Genomic DNA, 18,027 nt, shown 5'->3' with positions numbered 1-18,027 from the left:
TCTGCTTTTTTTTAAATTCTGTTATTTTTCTAAATTTCAGTTTTTAAAATAAAAAAAAGAGAGCTCAAGGCTCTCTTTTTTTGTACTGAATAATCTAAAAGATTATTGAGCAGCAGCTTCAGAAGCAGCAGTAGCGTCAGCAGCAGCGTCAACAGCAACAGCAGCAGCAGCGTCAGCTTCAGCAGCAGCGTCAACTTCAGTAGAAGCTTCAACGTCAGTAGCTTCTACAGCAGCAGCGTCAGCAGCAGCTTCAGCTTCAGAAGCAGCTTCTACAGCTTCAGATGCAGCTTGGTTAGCGTCAGCAGCAGCGTCGTCAGCTTTTTTAGCACAACCAACGAAAGCTAGAGTAGTAGCAACTGCAGCAGCAATAGCGATTTTTTTGAATAACATGGCATCACTCTCTAAAAATTGAGATTAAAAAAAACCTAAGTTAGTCTGTTAAGTGCTTTTATTGTTCCTAATTGTGTTAGGGACTAACAACGCAGGAGCAGTCTAACTGGTCTGCAAATATGCTATCACTGCGCCTTTTTAATTGCTACTAGCAAGACTCAAAAAAGTACTGAAAAATGCTAAAAAATCATAAGTTTTTAACAGAAAATAACAATGGAATGAAACATTTAGATTGGAGAAAGGCTTGTTAAGTTTTTAAAAGTTATACAATTTTTAATTTGATTATTTTATTAATCAAAAACTTAAAAATAAGTTTACATAAATGAGGCTCGATTGTTTCATTGTGTAATTTATGTCAACCTAAAAAAAGGCCACCGCTTAGGTGACCTTTCATTTGAAATTTTAATTCGAGGCTTTGCGTTTCATCTGATCAAAGAAGTCATCATTGGTCTTGGTTTCTTTCATACGATCCAGTAAGAACTCCATCGCTGCCAATTCATCTTGAGTATGCAGCAGCTTACGCAGAATCCAGACTTTGCGCAGATTGTCTTCTGACATCAGGCGTTCTTCACGGCGAGTACCAGATTTCTTGATATTCATCGCAGGGAAGACACGTTTTTCAGCAATACGGCGATCCAGAGTAATTTCCTGGTTGCCTGTACCTTTGAATTCTTCGTAGATCACTTCATCCATCTTGCTGCCTGTTTCAATCAGAGCAGTAGAGATAATGGTGAGTGAACCACCTTCTTCAATATTACGTGCAGCACCGAAGAAACGTTTAGGACGTTCTAATGCATGCGCATCTACACCACCGGTCAAAACCTTGCCTGATGAAGGAATCACCGTGTTATACGCACGTGCCAGACGGGTAATCGAATCCAGTAGAATCACCACATCTTTTTTGTGCTCAACCAGACGTTTGGCTTTTTCAATCACCATTTCAGCGACTTGAACATGACGTGCAGGTGATTCATCAAAGGTCGACGCAACCACTTCACCGCGAACGGTACGTTCCATTTCGGTGACTTCTTCTGGACGTTCATCAATGAGAAGCACAATCAGAATAGCTTCTGGGTTATTACGAACAATCGATTGCGCAATACTTTGCAGCAACATGGTTTTACCGGCTTTTGGCGGTGCCACAATGATTGAACGTTGACCTTTACCAATCGGTGCCACCAAGTCGATCACACGTGTGGTTAAATCTTCAGTGGTACCATTACCGAGTTCCATCACCAGCTGTTCAGTCGGGAACAATGGGGTCAAGTTTTCGAATAAGATTTTATTACGTGAATTTTCAGGGGTGTCGTAGTTAATCTGATTAACTTTAAGTAAGGCAAAATAACGTTCGCCTTCTTTTGGTGGACGAATAGTGCCAGTAATGGTGTCGCCAGTACGTAGGTTAAAACGACGAATTTGAGAAGGACTGACATAGATATCGTCAGGGCCTGCTAAATAAGAACCTGCGGCTGAGCGTAAAAAGCCAAAACCATCTGACAAAATTTCTAGAACGCCATCACCAAAAATCTCTTCGCCATTCATTGCATGACGTTTTAAGATGGCAAAAATAATGTCTTGCTTACGGTTACGAGCCATACCTTCAAGGCCCATAAACTCGGCAATCTTGATGAGTTCGCCAATCGGTTTTTTCTTGAGTTCGGTTAAATTCATAGGTGGTCAGATAGAATCAAAGTTCTGAGGTACAGGTTAGAAAGGGAGTAACATTCGGCCGCATACAAGCATTCAAACGAAAGCAATTGAATTTGCAAAATAACAATTCAGAGATCTGTTTGAGTGTTTCAAAGAAAAATGTGAAAAACAATTTCTATTGCCGAGCGGCATCTTATGTAATGTGTCTTGTAAGAAATTGGCAGGATTTAAGATCCTTTATCTCTTGAGTAGCAAATATAAGAGAAAATGTCGGCTTTGTCAATTTATAGCCGAAAAAAATACGCGATTGTCAGTCGCGTATTTTTTACTGAAAATGCTGGGCTTAGATATTGTCATCAATAAACGCAGTCAGTTTAGATTTTGGCGCAGCACCCACTTGAGTTGCAACAACTTCACCATTTTTGAACATCAACAAAGCCGGGATATTACGGATGTTGAAATTTACGGCAGTTTGTTCGCAAGAAGTTACGTCAACTTTCACGATTTTAACTTTGCCCTGGTATTCATCAGCAAGCACTTCTAGTACGGGTGCAATTGCTTTACATGGTGCACACCAGCCCGCCCAGAAGTCGACCAGTACAGGTACGTCTGATTGAAGAACGTCTGCTTCGAAGTTTGCGTCAGTAGTGTTTACGATGTTGCCAGACATGGAATGTGCTCCAGATTAATATTTTAAAGATAACTAATTATTAGTATTACATAGCCATCTTTAACAATGTAGGGGAATCTGTAAATTTTCAATGCTTAATGTTATTTTGTCTAATGGATGATCACGATAGTGATGATCGTGTCCTACTATTGTTCCCGATATAAAAAGAATCATGCATCAAATTGTCGCTACAAATGGCTTTTAAATTGCATGCATGTGAATTACTCTAAGCACAATTCGTTAAAGGTTTATTTCCGGAATGTCTGACTTTTTGATTGATGAAGAATTACTTGCCGCCATCGATATGGGATCAAATAGCTTTCATTTGGCCATCGCACGTGTAGATCATGGCGAAGTTAAAAAAGTGGCATCAATGTCAGAAAAAGTTCAGCTTGCCGCCGGACTCGATGAAAATAAAAATTTAACCGAAGCTGCACAGCAACGTGGTTTGGCCTGTCTGGCACGTTTTGTCGGACGTTTAGGTGCAGTTCAGCCAAATCGTTTACGGATTGTGGCGACCAATGCCTTGCGTCAAGCCAAAAATGGGCATGAATTTATTCAAAAAGCTGCAGAAATTCTACCCAAGCCAATCGAAATTATTGCCGGCCGTGAAGAAGCCCGTCTGATTTATCTCGGGGTTTCGCATACCATGGCCAACAGTGGTCGTCGTCTGGTGGTTGACATAGGTGGCGGTTCGACTGAGCTGATTATTGGTGAAGAGTTCGAGCCGATTCATACTGAATCGGTGCAGATGGGCTGTGTCGCCTTTACCAAGGCTTATTTTCAGGATGGTGAGATCAGTGCCAAAGCTTTTGATAAAGCGGTTACTGCGGCGCGTAAAGAAATCTCCGGAATTGCCAATACCTATAAAGAAGCCGGCTGGGATGCGGTGGTCGGTTCCAGTGGCACGATCAAGGCCTGTCGTCAGATTTGTATCAATATGGGCTGGAGCAATGACAAAGAACAGCTCACTCGTGAAGGCCTGGAAAAACTCAAAGACAAACTGCTCAAATATAAATATGTCTCGGATATGGAATTCGAAGGTCTCAAAGAAGACCGCCGCGCGGTATTGCCGGCTGGGATTGCCATTCTCTATGCTGTGTTTGATGTGCTCGGAATTAATCATCTGGTTTATTCGGATGGTGCGCTGCGTGAAGGCGTGATGTATGACTTGCTTGGCCGTTTCAAGCATGAAGATATCCGTGATCGTTCCGTACATGCCCTGATTGGTCGTTATAATGCCGATGCCAAACAGGCCGAGCGTGTGGTCCAGACTGCACAAAAACTGTTTAATGACGTGGAACATGAACTGGGCCTGACGATAGAGGATAGCGATCTGTTACGTCGTGCTGCCTATCTGCATGAGATTGGTTTGGCGATCAGCCATAGTGGTTATCATCGTCATGGTGCCTATTTATTACAACACTCGGATATTGCCGGTTTCTCACAAGTCGACCAAAATCATTTGTCACATTTGGTCGCACACCATCGCCGCAAATTGCGCGTTGATGCCAAGCATGATGTGATGAAAGTCGGTGGATCGAAACTTTTATGGTTATGTTTGCTGCTTCGTCTGTCGGTTTTGGTCAATCACAGTCGTAGTGATGAGATGCTTCCTGCCATTGAACTTAAGGTTGAAAATGCGCAACAATGGCAGCTCAGCGTGTCTGGTGATGCCCGACAATGGCCATTGCTGGTGGCTGAACTGCATGATGAACAGCAGCAATTTAAAAATTGGGAGATTGAACTCTCGATTCAATCCGAACAGTTTGTTAATTAATACCTTTATAGGGATGAAAACGGTTAACCTATGAAAAATAAAGCGACTCCATCAAAAGCATGGGCGACAGTGCAGATTGCACGTCATCCGGAACGTCCACAATTTCTGGACTATGTGGGTGAAATATTCACTGAATTTGATGCTTTACATGGTGACCGCCTATATGGTGATGATGGTGCGATGATTGGTGGTCTGGCTCGTTTTGATGGTCAACCGGTGATGATCGTCGGTCAGCATCGTGGTCGTAGTACCCGTGAAAAATTACAGCATAATTTTGGCATGAGTAACCCTGAGGGTTATCGTAAGGCGCAGCGTCTGTTAGATATGGCTGAACGTTTTAATCTGCCAGTCTTCACCTTTATTGATACCATGGGTGCTTATCCGGGAGTTGGTGCAGAAGAACGTGGTCAGGCAGAAGCCATTGCCACCAGTCTGGCGCAGCTTTCTAATTTGAAAGTACCGGTGATTGCAACTGTACTCGGTGAAGGCGGTTCAGGTGGCGCACTGGGTATTGGTGTGGCAGACCGTGTGGTGATGCTGTCTCACAGTATCTATTCAGTGATTTCACCTGAAGGCTGTGCATCGATTCTTTGGAAAACTGCCGAAAAAGCCGAACAGGCCAGTGAAGCCTTGGCGCTGACTGCAGAAAAATTGCAGAAAATGGGCATTGTAGAATATGTGGTGGATGAAGGTGAGGGCGCTCATTTAAATCCGGATCATGTCATGAACAGCTTGAAAGCAGTGTTAAAAGAAGCTTTGAATGAACTGCAACCAATGGAAGCGCAAGCACGATGCGAAGCACGTTACCAACGTTTAATGAAGTTTGGCAGCGACAATTTAGGTCTGGTTTCTTAAAACAGCTGCAGGGCTTTCCTGCAGAGACAAAATTTCTCATCGGGTGCAGTGGCGGCGTGGATTCTATGCTGCTACTGCATCTGATGTTTTTTTTATGCCCGGAAAAAGTTCGGGCGATTTATGTCGATCATCAATTACAAGTTTTCAGTGCAGATTGGGGTAAGTTCGTGGCTGATCGATGCCAGCAACTGAGTATTCCCTGCATCATCCAGCCGGTTCGGGTCGAAAATGGCAATCTGGAACAGCAAGCGCGTCATTGCCGTTATCAGGCTTATTTACAACATTTGCAAACGGATGAAATTCTGGTGTTGGCGCATCATCAACAGGATCAGGCAGAAACCTTAATGCTACGTTTATTGTCTGGTGCTGGCGTGGATGGTTTGGCGGCCATGAAACAGGTTGATGTACGTGAAAATCTCACCATTTGGCGGCCACTGCTGGATATTTCCCGTGAACAGATTTGCCAATGGGCAAAACACTTAAATATTCAAAATATTGAAGATCCGAGCAATGCTGATACCCATTATGACCGGGCCTGGGCACGCCAGACCTTGTGGCCAGTTTTGAGTGAACGTTATCCGAAAATGCAGTCTGCGCTGGTACGCACCAGTGAACTGATGCAAGATGCCCAGGAAATTTTGCAAGAAGTATTACAACAAGATTTACAGGCGTGTGGAACCGATACGCAACTTGATTTGTCTAAACTTCTACAACTGTCAAGATCACGGCAACGTCAATTACTCTCCGCCTGGATGAAAGGCGAAGCGCAGTATCGTCCCTCTTTAGATATGGTCGAGCGTCTGCAACGCGAGGTAATTCATGCCAAACCCGATGCGCAGGCGGCCTTACACTGGAAAGATTATTACTATGTACGCTATCAGCAGCAACTATATCGTTTGACAGAAGAGGTTTATTTGGCCGAGCAGCAACAGCTTCAAACTGGCCTAAAAACCTTGAAAATTGCGTTAAAAGATCATGTGCAGGTCTTGTCCGGAAAATATGTCATTGAATCTGCAAAGGTGGGTTTATCCACAGCATTATTGCAGCAGCCCTTATACTTGCAGCAGCGTCAGGGGGGTGAAAAGATCCATCTCTATGGTCGTGTTGGCGCCTGGCCGCTGAAAAAAGCCATTCAGGAAGCGCAAATATTTCCTTGGGTTCGGCATACTATTCAAATATTAAGCACAGATAATGTTATGCTAGGCGTGTTTACCCCTAAAGGATTTTGGTTGGCCCAATCTGCATATTGTGAAGCAGGGGGATGGCTGCCGATTTCGGTTTCTTCAACTTTAGAACTCAACAACGAGCATTAAACATGAGTGCAGCTTTAAATTGTAATATTAGTTTTATTGGTGGCGGTAATATGGCCCAAGCCTTAATTGGCGGCCTGATTTCGCGTGGTTTACCAACAACACGTATTACAGTTTCTGATCCGGTCGAACAAGTCCGTGCCTTACTTGCGGAAAAAGAAATCAATGTGACCGATGATAATAGCGCTGCAATTCAGGATGCAGATATTGTGGTGTTTGCGGTAAAGCCTCAAGTTTTGGCACAAGTGTTACAGCCTTTAAAAGGTCTGGTCAATGATAAGCTGATTATTTCCATTGTTGCCGGTGCGGAAATAGCGACATTGGCAAGCTTATTGGGGACAGCGCGTATTGTACGGGTCATGCCGAATACGCCAGCCTTGGTACAAACCGGGGCGCATGGTCTATACGCCCATGAAGATGTAGAAAATAGTGACCGTGATTTGGCCAGTCAGGTTTTAGCCTCTACGGGCTTGACCATTTGGGTGAATTCAGAAGCGCAAATTGATGCGGTGACTGCTGTATCGGGTTCGGGGCCGGCTTACTTTTTCTATATGATGGAAAGTATGATTCGTGCGGGCAAAAATTTAGGGCTGGATGAAAAAGTGGCTACGGCGCTGACCTTGCAAACGGCTTTAGGTGCGGCACAAATGGCGATCACCAGTTCGAACACCCCAGCCGAGCTGCGTAAAAATGTGACCTCTCCAAATGGAACGACACAGGCAGCCCTTGAAGTCTTCGATCGCGCCCAGATTTCTCAAAATATTCAGGCCGCACTTGCCGCTGCACAAAAACGCAGTCAAGAACTGGCACAAGAGCTCAGTGAAAGCAGCAAATCTTCAGTTTAATTTTTAGGAACGTTCAAGTATGGGTGCAAATTCTGCGCTAATTTTTGGCATTATCATTAACGTCGCGATTTTGCTCGTATTCTTCCGATTTTTAATGCAATTGGCTGCTGTCAGCCCCTACAATCCCGTGGTTCTTTCGACTGTAAAAGCCACTAAAATTGTAGATGTGTTTGGTCGAATTTTCCCAACTTTGGCCAAAGGCCGTGTCAATACTGCCGCTTTGGCATTATTGGTGGTACTGTATTTGCTGAAAATTTTCGGCATGATGTATCTCTCTGGTGGCATGCCGAATGGTCCTGTGCATTTACTGATTTTGACCTTTGTCACCATGATGCAGGACTTGATCCGTTTCTGTCGTTATTTGATTTTCGCTACGATTATCTTAAGTTGGGTGGTGATGTTTACCCAGTCTCGTTCACCGTATATTGAAGTGGTTCAGGAGTTGGCTGAACCATTGCTGGCACCTTTCCGTAAGATTATGCCAAATATGGGGATGATCGATCTCTCTCCAATTTTTGCTATTTTAACCTTGATCATCATTGAAATGATCATGAATCAGGTGGCAATTGTATTGTTGACCGGACTTTAATCGGATTCAAATAAAAAGGACGCTGAGGCGTCCTTTTTATTTGCGCCTCCCTTTTCTAAAGGGAGGTTGGGAGGGGTTTAAATTTCCCCAAGCCCCTCTTTTTCAAAGAGGGGCTTTACCTTACATCTTCCAACTCAAAATTATGGACTTCAAGAAAGGCATAGGAATAAGTAAATGAAATTTTCTCTTCCTTTGGGATGAGGACATTGCTGCGCAAGGGGGAGAGGGGATTAAAACTAACCTGCATCCCCTTGCCGAATATATGCCTCATCTCCTATAAGGAGGAAGGGGCTTAAAGGCGCATTAATGCGCCTCATCCCAGTTTTTACCTTTACCGACTTCAACCAGCAACGGTACAGAAATCTGCAATACCGATTGCATGACTTCAGCCAGTTTCGGTGCCAATTCATCGGCAATAGCTTCATCGACTTCAAACACCAGTTCATCGTGGACTTGCAACAGCATTTTGGCCTGATCTTTTGGCAACATCTTGTCGACTTCAATCATTGCCATTTTAATGATATCTGCAGCCGAACCCTGTAGCGGGGCATTAATTGCAGCACGTTCTGCCGCTTTACGCACCATCATATTACGAGCATCAATATCCGGTGTATATAAACGACGACCAGAAACGGTTTCGACAAAACCTTGATCGAGTGCCACCTGACGGGTGCGTTGCATATATTCATAAATCCCCGGATAACGATGGAAATACTGTTTAATGTATTCTTGTGACTCTTGACGAGTAAAGCCCAACTGACGGGTTAGACCGAATTCAGACATGCCATAGAGCAGACCAAAATTCACGGCTTTGGCTTGGCGACGTTGATCATTTGTCACCTCTTCAAAAGTGATGCCCAAAACTTCTGCTGCAGTACGACGATGCACGTCCTGACCGTGATTAAAGGCATGTACCAAGGCTTCGTCTTGGGAAAAATGCGCCATGAGGCGTAATTCAATTTGTGAATAATCGGCAGCGAGCAGCACACGACCTTTCGGTGCTACAAAAGCTTTACGAATTTGACGGCCAATTTTCTCGCGAATAGGAATATTTTGTAAATTTGGATCTGTTGAAGATAGACGACCCGTTGCAGTCAGCGCTTGATGATAACTGGTGTGTACGCGGCCACTGTCATTATTGGCTTGTTTGCATAAACCATCGGTATAGGTGCTTTTCAGTTTAGACAGGCCACGATATTCCAAAATCAATGCGGCAATCGGATGATCCAGTTTTTCTAAAATACTTTCACTGGTGCTGTATTGGCCAGTCGAGGTTTTCTTGCCGCCTTTGAGGCCCAGCTTATCAAACAAAATTTCACCGACTTGTTTTGGTGAGCTGACATTAAAACTTTGATCTGCTAATTCAATAATCTGGTTTTCCAGATTCTGAATGGTTTGTGCAAATTCTTCACTGAGCTGGTCAAGGAAATGCACGTCTAACTGAATGCCATTTTCTTCCATTTTCGTTAATACACGTGCCACCGGCATTTCAATGCGATGCAAAAGCTGACTTAATTCAGGATGGACTTTGAGTTTTTCATCCAAAACTTCATAAAGACGATAAGTGACATGAGCATCTTCAGCAGCATAATGTGCGGCGGTTTCCAGCGGAATCTGGTTAAAGGTTTTCTGTTTGGCTCCTTTACCGGCAACTTGTTCATAGGTCGTGGTCAGATGGCTCAAATACAGACGCGCCACATCATCCATACCATGACGGGTTGCCACAGAATTCAGCACATACGATGCCAGCATGGTATCAAAATACCAGCCTGCCAAATGAATGCCATGGTTTTCCAGTACATGCGCATCATATTTCAGATGATGACCAATCTTCTGTACGCTGTCATCTTCCAGAATCGGCTTGATCTGTGCCAAGATGACTTCACGATTGAGCTGTTCCGGTGCGCCTTCATAATCATGGGCCAAAGGAACATAGTAGGCATCGTTGGCATCAAAGGCGACCGAGAAGCCGACAATCTGCGCGATACGATAATCCAGACTGGTGGTTTCAGTATCAAAGGCAAAACGTTTTTCGCTACTTAAGCGCGCAAACAGCTTGTCCCAGTCCTGCTGGTTTAACACACTATGATAGGTTGCTTGACCTAGCTGATCATCGCCACTGGTCACAGAAGCATGATCTTCTGTGGTGTCTGGCAGAGTTGCCGGTTTGGCGGTAATGGATCTTGCCGCCTGTTTATAATTTGAATGATTCGGGTTGTTTGGGTGATCTAAGGATTGTAGCTGATTACGAAATTCCAGCTCTGTGTACAAATGACGTAAGGTCTCGACATTCGGCTCACCCAGTTTTAAATCGTCATAACCAAAGTTAAGATCCAGATCGATCACAATACTGGCCAGTTGATGGTCCAGTGCAATGCCATCCACATGCTCTTTAATATTTTGACCAACTTTGCCTTTGATCTTGTCGACATTTTCTAAAATGCCGCCAATCGAACCATATTCGGTTAGCAGTTTTGCCGCGGTTTTGGCACCGACACCCGGCACGCCCATGATGCCATCAGAAGCATCGCCCATCAGGGTCAGGTAATCAATAATCTGATTTGGCCATACGCCAAACTTTTCAAACACGCCATCGACATCCAGCGGCTTTTCTTTAAAGCTGTCTTCCAGGGTCACTTTGTCTGTGACCAATTGCGCCATATCTTTATCACCAGTCGAAATCAGCACCTGATGTCCCAAGGCTTCGGCACGTTTGGCCAATGTTCCGATAATGTCATCGGCTTCGGCACCCGGCAAGGTATGCAGGGGAATACCCAGTGCACGAATCAAGGCATGCAAATAAGGAATCTGTTCGGATAATTCCGTCGGCATGCTCGGGCGGTCACCTTTATAAATCGGTGAAAGCTCATGCCGGAACGTCGGTTCTGGCGTATCGAAAATCACCGCCATATGGGTCGGTTGGATCCGACGCATCAGTTTTTGAATAGCAGAAATCGCACCACGAATTGCATTGGTATGTAAACCGGTTGACGTGGTTAATGGTGGCAGTGCATGAAAGGCACGAAATAAAAAGTAAGAGCCATCGACCAAGACAAATGGTGGCATGTAATCAATTCCTTATTCAAAATACAGCGCTATTGTACGTGATTTTTACTGCGCTCGCTGAGGCGAGTCTGAGTTTACAGCTTAGCGAATATCGGCTGAAGATGAAATAAGCAGCACAAGCTGTTGTATGATGGAATGATTCAGGAAAGAGAAATATAAGAATGGCTGCAGGACGCAATGAGTTACGCATGATCTGGCTGATTACTCTGCTAATTGTTGGGATCAGTGCTTGGTATCTGGATTATCAGATTGTGACTTATCTGTGTGGTGTGGGTTTTCTCTTCAGTGTGATGCAATATGTCAGCGCAGTAGAAGCCCCGCTACAGCAACTGGCTGCACAGCAGCAGAGGTCTCTGGAACGCAATTCGAAAGTTCCTTTATATGTCTCTTCAATTATTGCCATTGTCGGTGGGCTGGCCGAGCTTGACTGGTTGATGGGCATCGGGATTACCGCCTGGGTGTTCTTTTTACTCCGATGGCTGCAACGTCTGGAAGGGCGCTTGATACAGTTACAGTTGCAATCTTATTCTGCCGATCCACCACCCTCGACACCACCGAACTGGTCTGATGCTGCACCTGTGACTGCTCAACCGGCTCTAAATTCTCAGTCCACGCCTAATCTCATCGATCAAGTGCAGCGCTGGATCTTTCAGGGCAATCCGGTCTTAAAAGTCGCCATTAGTATTTTAGTGATCGGGATTATTTTGTTGCTGCGTTTTGCCACCGAGCACTGGCAGCTGAGTCTGGCTGCTAAATTAGGTCTGGTTGCGCTTGCCAGTTTGTTTGTAACAGGACTGGGCTATCGGCTGATTCCTAAAAACCGCAGTTTTGCTCTGGCGCTGGAAGGATTAGGTTTAGGGAGTTTGTTTCTGACATTATTCTTTGCCTATTACAATCTGGTGATTCCAACACTACCGCTGGCAGCATGTGTATTTATCATCATTTTGGCAATGACGCTGTATTTAAGTCTGAAACAGGAAAGTATCGAACTGGCCATAATGGCTTTGCTGATTGCTTATCTGGCGCCGTTTACCTTGCCAATCCGAGATGCTTCCGCTGTTGAGCTGATCAGTTATTACTTGCTGATTAATGTCGGGGTGGCAGTGCTGAGCAGCTTCCGCCCCTGGAAAATTCTCAATCAGATTGCCTTTTTAATTACGGCGATTGTCGGTGGAATGTATAGCCTGATTCATGGTGATACTCATGAGCGTTACGCCATGACTGCGCTGATTCTGGCGCATAGTGCGCTGTTTATCTGGCTGGGTTTTCGTTTTAGCCAGTTGCTGGCACGACAGGATTTGTCCCGTTTTCAGCTAAAACCGGTACTCGACTTGGCCTTGATTTTTGCCGCACCGATTACTGCTTATATTTTTCTGTATTTGATTCACTTTAATCAGCCCGATCAAAAACTCTGGCAAGCCGGTCTAAGTCTGTTGTTCGCAGGGGTCTTTGCCACTTGTTGGACTTTATTGCGCCAAAAACAAACGATTCAGCTTATTTCACAAAGTTATCTGAGTCTGATGCTGATTTTTCTGGCACTGGTGCCACCGATCTTATTGACCGAACAATGGAGTGTGGTTGGTTGGGCTGTGGAAGGGGTGCTAATTTATCTGTGGGCCTTAGAGAAAAATGTCCGGGTGGCGCATTATTTAAGTATGGGCTTATTGTTGATGGCCGGATTTAGCAGCCTGTATTATCTGGTCGAAATCAATCCCACACCGCGGATGATTTTCTGGATTTTGAGTCTGTGTTATGTGGCAGTAGTGGCGATCAGTCAGCTCAAAGAAAAATACCAGCAGCAACTGGATAGTCTGAGTATCAGTTTTTTAAGTAGTTTAAGTGTTGCAGCCAGTTTAATGCTCTTTGCTTTGCTGGAAGATGAATTTTCGAGTCAGCATGCCTATGTGTTGAGTTTATTCATCATCACACTGGGCTATGTGCTGTTGAATGAAATGATTCTGCGCAAAAATCAGCAATGGTCCTGGTTGCTACCGAAGTGGAGTGGTATCTCACCCTTGCTGGTCATTGCAGTGATTTTGACACTGGATCGCAGTCAAAATGCGGTGATTGTCTGGGATAGCGGTCTGGAGCGCGGGGTTTTTGCCCTTTCGGCGATGCTATTAGCGATTCTGTGGCTCAGACCGCTGGCTGGTTTGCAGCTATCCAAAGAATGGATGAGTTTGGGCGTTTTTAGCAGTTTGGCTTTGGCCAGTCTGTGTCTGATCCCGAGCATGCCTTATTTCAGTATGGTGATCTTACCTTTATTGTTTTGCCTGTGGTGCTATCGACAGGACCTGCAATCAGGCTGGCAGCAGCTTTGGCAAACCAAGTGTTGTTTATTGCTGATGGCCACTTGGCTGGTATGTTCACAGTTATTTAGTCAGCAAGCATTCCAGTATTACTGGTTGCCGATTCTGAATCCTTTTGACCTGATCAGTATCGCCATGTTTGCCAGTTTTATCTGGATGCTGTTGCAACAGATTAAGGTTGGCCGTGATAAGGGCATGATCGCAGTCTTGATGGTGTTGAGCCTGTTATGGCTTTCCAGTTATATGGTTTTAAGAGCTTTACATGTGTATTTACACACGCCGTTTAATGATATGGAGCTATGGGGTAATGCGACGGTGCAACTCAGCTTGACTGTACTTTGGGTATTACTGGCCTGGATCACCATGTGGACGGCAACCTTAAAAAACCTGAAGCCGATGTGGATTTTAGGCGGCAGTATTCTGGTGGTTGTGACCTTAAAATTGGTGCTCTTTGACCTGTCGCATATTGGCACCCTGACGCGAGTCATTTCCTTCTTGCTGGCAGGTGGGGTGATGCTGCTGATTGCCTATATTGCACCGATGCCAGAGAAAACTGATTGAATCCTCTCCCTAAGCCTCTCCTTTAAAAAGGAGAGGGAATCGAAGGGTTATTTTAGATCAGGCTCTCTTTTGAGGGCCTTGTCATTGGCGTATTGGTCAATATCAACATTCTCTAAGGGGCGAGATAATGGATGGTCGACAAAGCCCATTTTCGGCACTGGAATTTCAATCTGATTATCGACAAAGCCATTACGAATCCGTTCCTGCATTTCATCGCGTACTTTCAGATAATTTTCCTGCTGGCACCAGATCGCAAATAACAACTCGATGGATGATTCACGAAAGGCGGTAACGGTGACTGCAGGTTTCGGGTCAGCCAAAACTAATGGATACTTATTGGCGACATCCAGCAGCACTTCTCGTACTTTAATAATATCTTCGTGGAAATTGATCGCCAGCGTAATCGGAATACGCCGTATCGGAAATTTTGACAGGTTCTGTACCGGTGCCCGAATCAGCTGTTCATTCGGCAAACGTACATAGATATTATCCTGCGTGAGGAGTTTGACTGAAAGCAGGTCAATCGAAATCACTTCACCTTCAATGGTATGCCCACGAATCAAGGTGATTTGAATAGTATCGCCGACTTCGAAAGAACCCTCACCAATCAGGAACAGACCGCTGATCAGGTTGGATGCCGAGGTTTGTGACGCAAAACCCAAGGCTACGGTGAGAATCCCGGCAGCCCCGAGGAAGACACTCAGTTTAAAACCGGCTTCTTTCAGGCTGGCCATTACAAACAGCAGGAAAATAAAATAGAAAATCCCGCGGCGCCAGACCAGCTTCTGATGGGCATTAAAACGTACACCAATGGTCCGAATAAAGGTATTGGAAATAAAGCGCGCAATCAGGAAACCAATAAAACATAACACCACCGCGACCAAAATTTCGGTTAAACGGTCGGTATTGATATTGGTAAATACTCCCTTCAGGCTGTTGGTGACTTCGGTCGGAATATTTGAACTTGGCATCAGACGCCCTTAGAAAAATGAATCAAACATATTAAATAAAGCGCCCGCCGGATCACGCGGTGGATGCAGATAGGCGACTTCACCGGCATTTGGCGGGGTACGGTTCTCCACCCGAATACGCGGTGGGCGGTCCGAACCTTCATGCAAGACCCGGATTTGCGAGGTCCATAAGCGCCCGGTACTTTCACTGTAAAATAACGGCAGGGCAGGCACCGGGACATTCATCCGGTCAAAGCGCAATTGCTGGTTACTGGTATTGTGAAATTCAATCGGTGTAACCGCACGAAAAGCGCGTGGATGCAATTGTTTCAGTTCAGTTCTGCCATCGACTGCAGTGGCATAGCAGATTTCACCTGAGCGATGATTCGGCCCAAACCAGGTGTCTTTTGGCAAGATCACCGGGAGATCAAAAATTGGTTCGCGCTGCCCCTCGACAAAACCAGCAATCCATAAGGGCGTGCTGATATAAAGCGTACCACGTTGTCCGGCAGGAATATAAATCGGATCAACCGGCTTGATCACCACCGAACGGTTTGCCAAACGTGGCATCAACTGTAATTTATTTTGGGTGGATTTGAACATATAACGTTCAATGTGCACCGGCGCTGGAAAGGCAAAGTTCGGATCATCAATCTGATGCCATTGCTGCTCATAATCATATTGCACCACAGGACGATAGTATTCCAGTCGCCATTCCTGAATGCCTCGAGTCAGACGAAACAGCAAGGAACCAAACTGCCAGGCTTTGGATTGATTTATTTCAAAAATCTGTTCTCCCCACCAGCGCATTTTCGCTGTATTCGGGATTAATTCATCTTTATCTTGCGGCAATGTTGGCACCCTTTCTTGCTAAATCTTTGAAAACATACTTCACGCTGTCATATGCTTAGAGTACACTCAATTTAAATTTTTTCATCATTATTATAATCCGCGATGCAAGTACTTAAACAATTACAAATCCCATATAGCTTCGCCAAGCGCCATGGTGTGCTGTTGCGTTATGAGGGAGATCAGGCCTTTATTCTGCGTCGTGACAATACCTCGATGCTTGCATTGCAGGAAGCGCGCCGTCTGCTCGGTTATCCGGCTCATTTTCAGCTGTGCAGCGAACAGGAATTTAACCAGTTACTCAGCTCCAGTTTTGCCGGAGATAGCGGCGAATCACAACAGGTGGCTGCGGGTCTGGAAGATCATCCGGATTTACTCAGTCTGGCCGATTCCGTACCTGAAGCTGAAGATCTGATGGATCAGGAAGATGATGCGCCGATTGTACGACTGATCAATGCATTATTGTCTGAAGCGATTCGGGTCGGGGCTTCCGATATTCATATTGAATCTTTTGAGAAAAAACTGTCGGTACGTTTACGGGTCGATGGCCAGCTCCGTGAAATTGTCCAGCCACGCCGTGAACTTGCGCCGCTTTTGGTCTCGCGGATTAAAGTCATGGCCAAACTGGATATTGCGGAAAAGCGTATTCCACAAGATGGTCGTATTTCCTTGCGTCTGGCCGGACGTGAAGTCGATGTCCGTGTATCTACTTTGCCATCCTCTCATGGTGAGCGTGTGGTGATGCGTCTGCTGGACAAGCAGGCCGGTCGTTTAAATATGACCCATTTGGGCTTGATGAATAATGACTATGATCGACTGAAAACTCTGGTGCATCGTCCACACGGCATTATTTTAGTCACTGGCCCCACCGGTTCGGGTAAAACCACCACCTTATATGCCGCACTTTCTGACCTGAATGATGGTTCCAAAAACATCCTCACCGCTGAAGATCCGATTGAATATCAACTGGAAGGTATTGGTCAGACCCAGGTGAATACCAAAGTGGATATGACCTTTGCACGTGCCTTAAAAGCCATGCTGCGCCAAGATCCTGATGTGGTGATGGTGGGTGAAATTCGTGATCTGGAGACCGCAGAAATTGCGGTGCAGGCCTCCTTGACGGGGCATCTGGTGTTGTCGACCCTGCATACCAATACCGCGATTGGTGCTGTCACGCGTTTGAAGGATATGGGCATTGAGCCGTTCCTGCTTTCAAGTTCCCTGATTGGGGTAATTGCCCAGCGTCTGGTCAGAACGTTATGTCCGCATTGCGCGACCTGGCATGAAGCAGATGCTTTTGAAAAGAAACTGTTTGAAAATATTGAACATCCACAGGATTTAAGACTGCCGCAACCACAGGGTTGTGAACGCTGTGGCAATACTGGTTTTAGTGGGCGTACTGCGATTTATGAAATTGTGCCCGTCGATGATCATATGCGCCGTCTGGTTCATGGCAATGCGGCCGAATACGAAATAGAAAGTTATGCACGGCAGCAATCCGGTTCGATTCGGGATGATGGTCTGCGCAAGGTATTGGCAGGGAAAACTACCATTGAAGAAGTGTTACGGGTCACCAATGAAGCAGCAGAATAATTTTCTAATCTGCTGCTTTTAATGACTTGTCCTCAGGATATCTGGATATTTACCAGAGGCTGACGATTTTTTTCATCAGTTGGGCCCGAAAAGGTGCAGTCGGATTACCCGGATTCCGCTGAGTTTCATTTTCATAGAAGGTCTGCCAGGCCTGCGCCATTTCTAAAGTAACCCCATCCTGTTTCATTTTTTCAACATCGGCTGTGGTGACACGCTGGAAACGGACTTCGGCATCTTTGGGGCCAGCACCCCAACCAATGATACCTTTACCAAATTCAGGCAGAATCATATTGTTGGGTGTTGCAGGAATGGGCAGACGTTCAATCTCGGCATTAACTACAGATTTTACTTGGGGGCGAACTTTTTCTGAAATTTGCAGCTCTGCAAAAGAGGCAGTCGCAATGCTGAACAGGAGAGTGATTGATAGCAAATAATTATATTGACAAATATAGTCAAACATATACAATTTAGGTATTAAATTTAAAAAAAACTTGCAATGAAATACTTGACTGAAAGCTTAAAGAAAGTAGAGCAAGACCTTGCTTATTTTGTATCCCCTGAAAATAAAGATGGGTTTATTAAGGAATTTGCATCATGGGTCTATGGTGAG

At 45.1% G+C, this 18,027-nt stretch carries 14 protein-coding genes; 7 read left to right on the top strand and 7 right to left on the bottom strand.

Annotated elements, in window-relative coordinates; all coding sequences use genetic code 11:
- Window positions 1-102: 102 nt before the first annotated feature.
- The 3 genes from FTV30_RS09140 to trxA form a co-directional block, all read right to left on the bottom strand.
- The gene (locus FTV30_RS09140) at window positions 103-390 is read right to left on the bottom strand and encodes a hypothetical protein (RefSeq protein ID WP_180001464.1); all 288 of its coding nucleotides are present in this window, start codon (window positions 388-390) and stop codon (window positions 103-105) included.
- A 402-nt stretch (window positions 391-792) separates the two neighbouring features.
- Complete coding sequence (gene rho, locus FTV30_RS09135; RefSeq protein ID WP_005095808.1) at window positions 793-2,061, bottom strand: transcription termination factor Rho; 1,269 nt, start codon at window positions 2,059-2,061, stop codon at window positions 793-795.
- 322 nt (window positions 2,062-2,383) lie between these two features.
- Window positions 2,384-2,710 (bottom strand): thioredoxin, encoded by a 327-nt coding sequence (trxA, locus tag FTV30_RS09130; RefSeq protein WP_004278266.1) that lies wholly within the window; start codon window positions 2,708-2,710, stop codon window positions 2,384-2,386.
- A 259-nt stretch (window positions 2,711-2,969) separates the two neighbouring features.
- On the opposite strand from trxA, the gene ppx reads away from it, so the two are divergent.
- The 5 genes from ppx to FTV30_RS09105 are packed head-to-tail and all read left to right on the top strand — an operon-like array spanning window position 2,970 to window position 8,089.
- Window positions 2,970-4,490, top strand: coding sequence for an exopolyphosphatase (ppx, locus tag FTV30_RS09125; RefSeq protein ID WP_074384073.1), 1,521 nt, complete (start codon window positions 2,970-2,972; stop codon window positions 4,488-4,490).
- A gap of 30 nt (window positions 4,491-4,520) precedes the next feature.
- Window positions 4,521-5,345, top strand: a complete 825-nt coding sequence (locus FTV30_RS09120) for an acetyl-CoA carboxylase carboxyltransferase subunit alpha (protein WP_005095813.1) — start codon at window positions 4,521-4,523, stop codon at window positions 5,343-5,345.
- Entirely contained in the window at window positions 5,282-6,658 is a 1,377-nt protein-coding gene (gene tilS / locus FTV30_RS09115; RefSeq protein ID WP_100534577.1) for a tRNA lysidine(34) synthetase TilS, read from the top strand. The genes FTV30_RS09120 and tilS overlap by 64 nt, the downstream gene beginning before the upstream one ends.
- A gap of 2 nt (window positions 6,659-6,660) precedes the next feature.
- The gene (gene proC, locus FTV30_RS09110; RefSeq protein ID WP_005095818.1) at window positions 6,661-7,500 is read left to right on the top strand and encodes a pyrroline-5-carboxylate reductase; all 840 of its coding nucleotides are present in this window, start codon (window positions 6,661-6,663) and stop codon (window positions 7,498-7,500) included.
- A 19-nt stretch (window positions 7,501-7,519) separates the two neighbouring features.
- Window positions 7,520-8,089, top strand: a complete 570-nt coding sequence (locus FTV30_RS09105) for a YggT family protein (RefSeq protein ID WP_005095820.1) — start codon at window positions 7,520-7,522, stop codon at window positions 8,087-8,089.
- Between the two features lie 303 nt (window positions 8,090-8,392).
- Here FTV30_RS09105 and polA read toward each other — a convergent pair whose 3' ends face one another.
- Entirely contained in the window at window positions 8,393-11,155 is a 2,763-nt protein-coding gene (polA, locus tag FTV30_RS09100) for a DNA polymerase I (protein WP_180001463.1), read from the bottom strand.
- A 161-nt stretch (window positions 11,156-11,316) separates the two neighbouring features.
- On the opposite strand from polA, the gene FTV30_RS09095 reads away from it, so the two are divergent.
- Window positions 11,317-14,025 carry a DUF2339 domain-containing protein gene (locus FTV30_RS09095; RefSeq protein WP_180001462.1) on the top strand — a complete coding sequence of 903 codons (2,709 nt, stop codon included), beginning with the start codon at window positions 11,317-11,319 and terminating at the stop codon, window positions 14,023-14,025.
- Window positions 14,026-14,072: 47 nt separating this feature from the next.
- Here the strand turns inward: FTV30_RS09095 and FTV30_RS09090 are convergent, their stop codons facing one another.
- Entirely contained in the window at window positions 14,073-14,996 is a 924-nt protein-coding gene (locus FTV30_RS09090) for a mechanosensitive ion channel family protein (RefSeq protein ID WP_005095828.1), read from the bottom strand.
- Window positions 14,997-15,005: 9 nt separating this feature from the next.
- Window positions 15,006-15,785, bottom strand: a complete 780-nt coding sequence (locus FTV30_RS09085; RefSeq protein ID WP_167381259.1) for a hypothetical protein — start codon at window positions 15,783-15,785, stop codon at window positions 15,006-15,008.
- A gap of 144 nt (window positions 15,786-15,929) precedes the next feature.
- Between FTV30_RS09085 and gspE the strand changes: the two genes are divergently transcribed.
- Entirely contained in the window at window positions 15,930-17,417 is a 1,488-nt protein-coding gene (gene gspE, locus FTV30_RS09080; RefSeq protein WP_005172539.1) for a type II secretion system ATPase GspE, read from the top strand.
- Between the two features lie 49 nt (window positions 17,418-17,466).
- On the opposite strand, the gene FTV30_RS09075 is transcribed toward gspE, so the two are convergent.
- Entirely contained in the window at window positions 17,467-17,877 is a 411-nt protein-coding gene (locus FTV30_RS09075; RefSeq protein WP_180001461.1) for a DUF4951 domain-containing protein, read from the bottom strand.
- Window positions 17,878-18,027: the final 150 nt, after the last annotated feature.

The sequence above is a fragment of the Acinetobacter sp. YH12255 genome (assembly GCF_013417355.1).
GTDB lineage: Bacteria > Pseudomonadota > Gammaproteobacteria > Pseudomonadales > Moraxellaceae > Acinetobacter > Acinetobacter pseudolwoffii.
Note: the sequence above shows the minus strand (reverse complement) of the source record. Positions and strands in the feature narration are given on the sequence as shown.

Coding starts and splice junctions, on each gene's coding strand:
- FTV30_RS09140 (WP_180001464.1), bottom strand. CDS start 390: ATGTTATTCAAAAAAATCGCTATTGCTGCTGCAGTTGCTACTACTCTA.
- rho (WP_005095808.1), bottom strand. CDS start 2,061: ATGAATTTAACCGAACTCAAGAAAAAACCGATTGGCGAACTCATCAAG.
- trxA (WP_004278266.1), bottom strand. CDS start 2,710: ATGTCTGGCAACATCGTAAACACTACTGACGCAAACTTCGAAGCAGAC.
- ppx (WP_074384073.1), top strand. CDS start 2,970: ATGTCTGACTTTTTGATTGATGAAGAATTACTTGCCGCCATCGATATG.
- FTV30_RS09120 (WP_005095813.1), top strand. CDS start 4,521: ATGAAAAATAAAGCGACTCCATCAAAAGCATGGGCGACAGTGCAGATT.
- tilS (WP_100534577.1), top strand. CDS start 5,282: ATGCGAAGCACGTTACCAACGTTTAATGAAGTTTGGCAGCGACAATTT.
- proC (WP_005095818.1), top strand. CDS start 6,661: ATGAGTGCAGCTTTAAATTGTAATATTAGTTTTATTGGTGGCGGTAAT.
- FTV30_RS09105 (WP_005095820.1), top strand. CDS start 7,520: ATGGGTGCAAATTCTGCGCTAATTTTTGGCATTATCATTAACGTCGCG.
- polA (WP_180001463.1), bottom strand. CDS start 11,155: ATGCCACCATTTGTCTTGGTCGATGGCTCTTACTTTTTATTTCGTGCC.
- FTV30_RS09095 (WP_180001462.1), top strand. CDS start 11,317: ATGGCTGCAGGACGCAATGAGTTACGCATGATCTGGCTGATTACTCTG.
- FTV30_RS09090 (WP_005095828.1), bottom strand. CDS start 14,996: ATGCCAAGTTCAAATATTCCGACCGAAGTCACCAACAGCCTGAAGGGA.
- FTV30_RS09085 (WP_167381259.1), bottom strand. CDS start 15,785: ATGCGCTGGTGGGGAGAACAGATTTTTGAAATAAATCAATCCAAAGCC.
- gspE (WP_005172539.1), top strand. CDS start 15,930: ATGCAAGTACTTAAACAATTACAAATCCCATATAGCTTCGCCAAGCGC.
- FTV30_RS09075 (WP_180001461.1), bottom strand. CDS start 17,877: ATGTTTGACTATATTTGTCAATATAATTATTTGCTATCAATCACTCTC.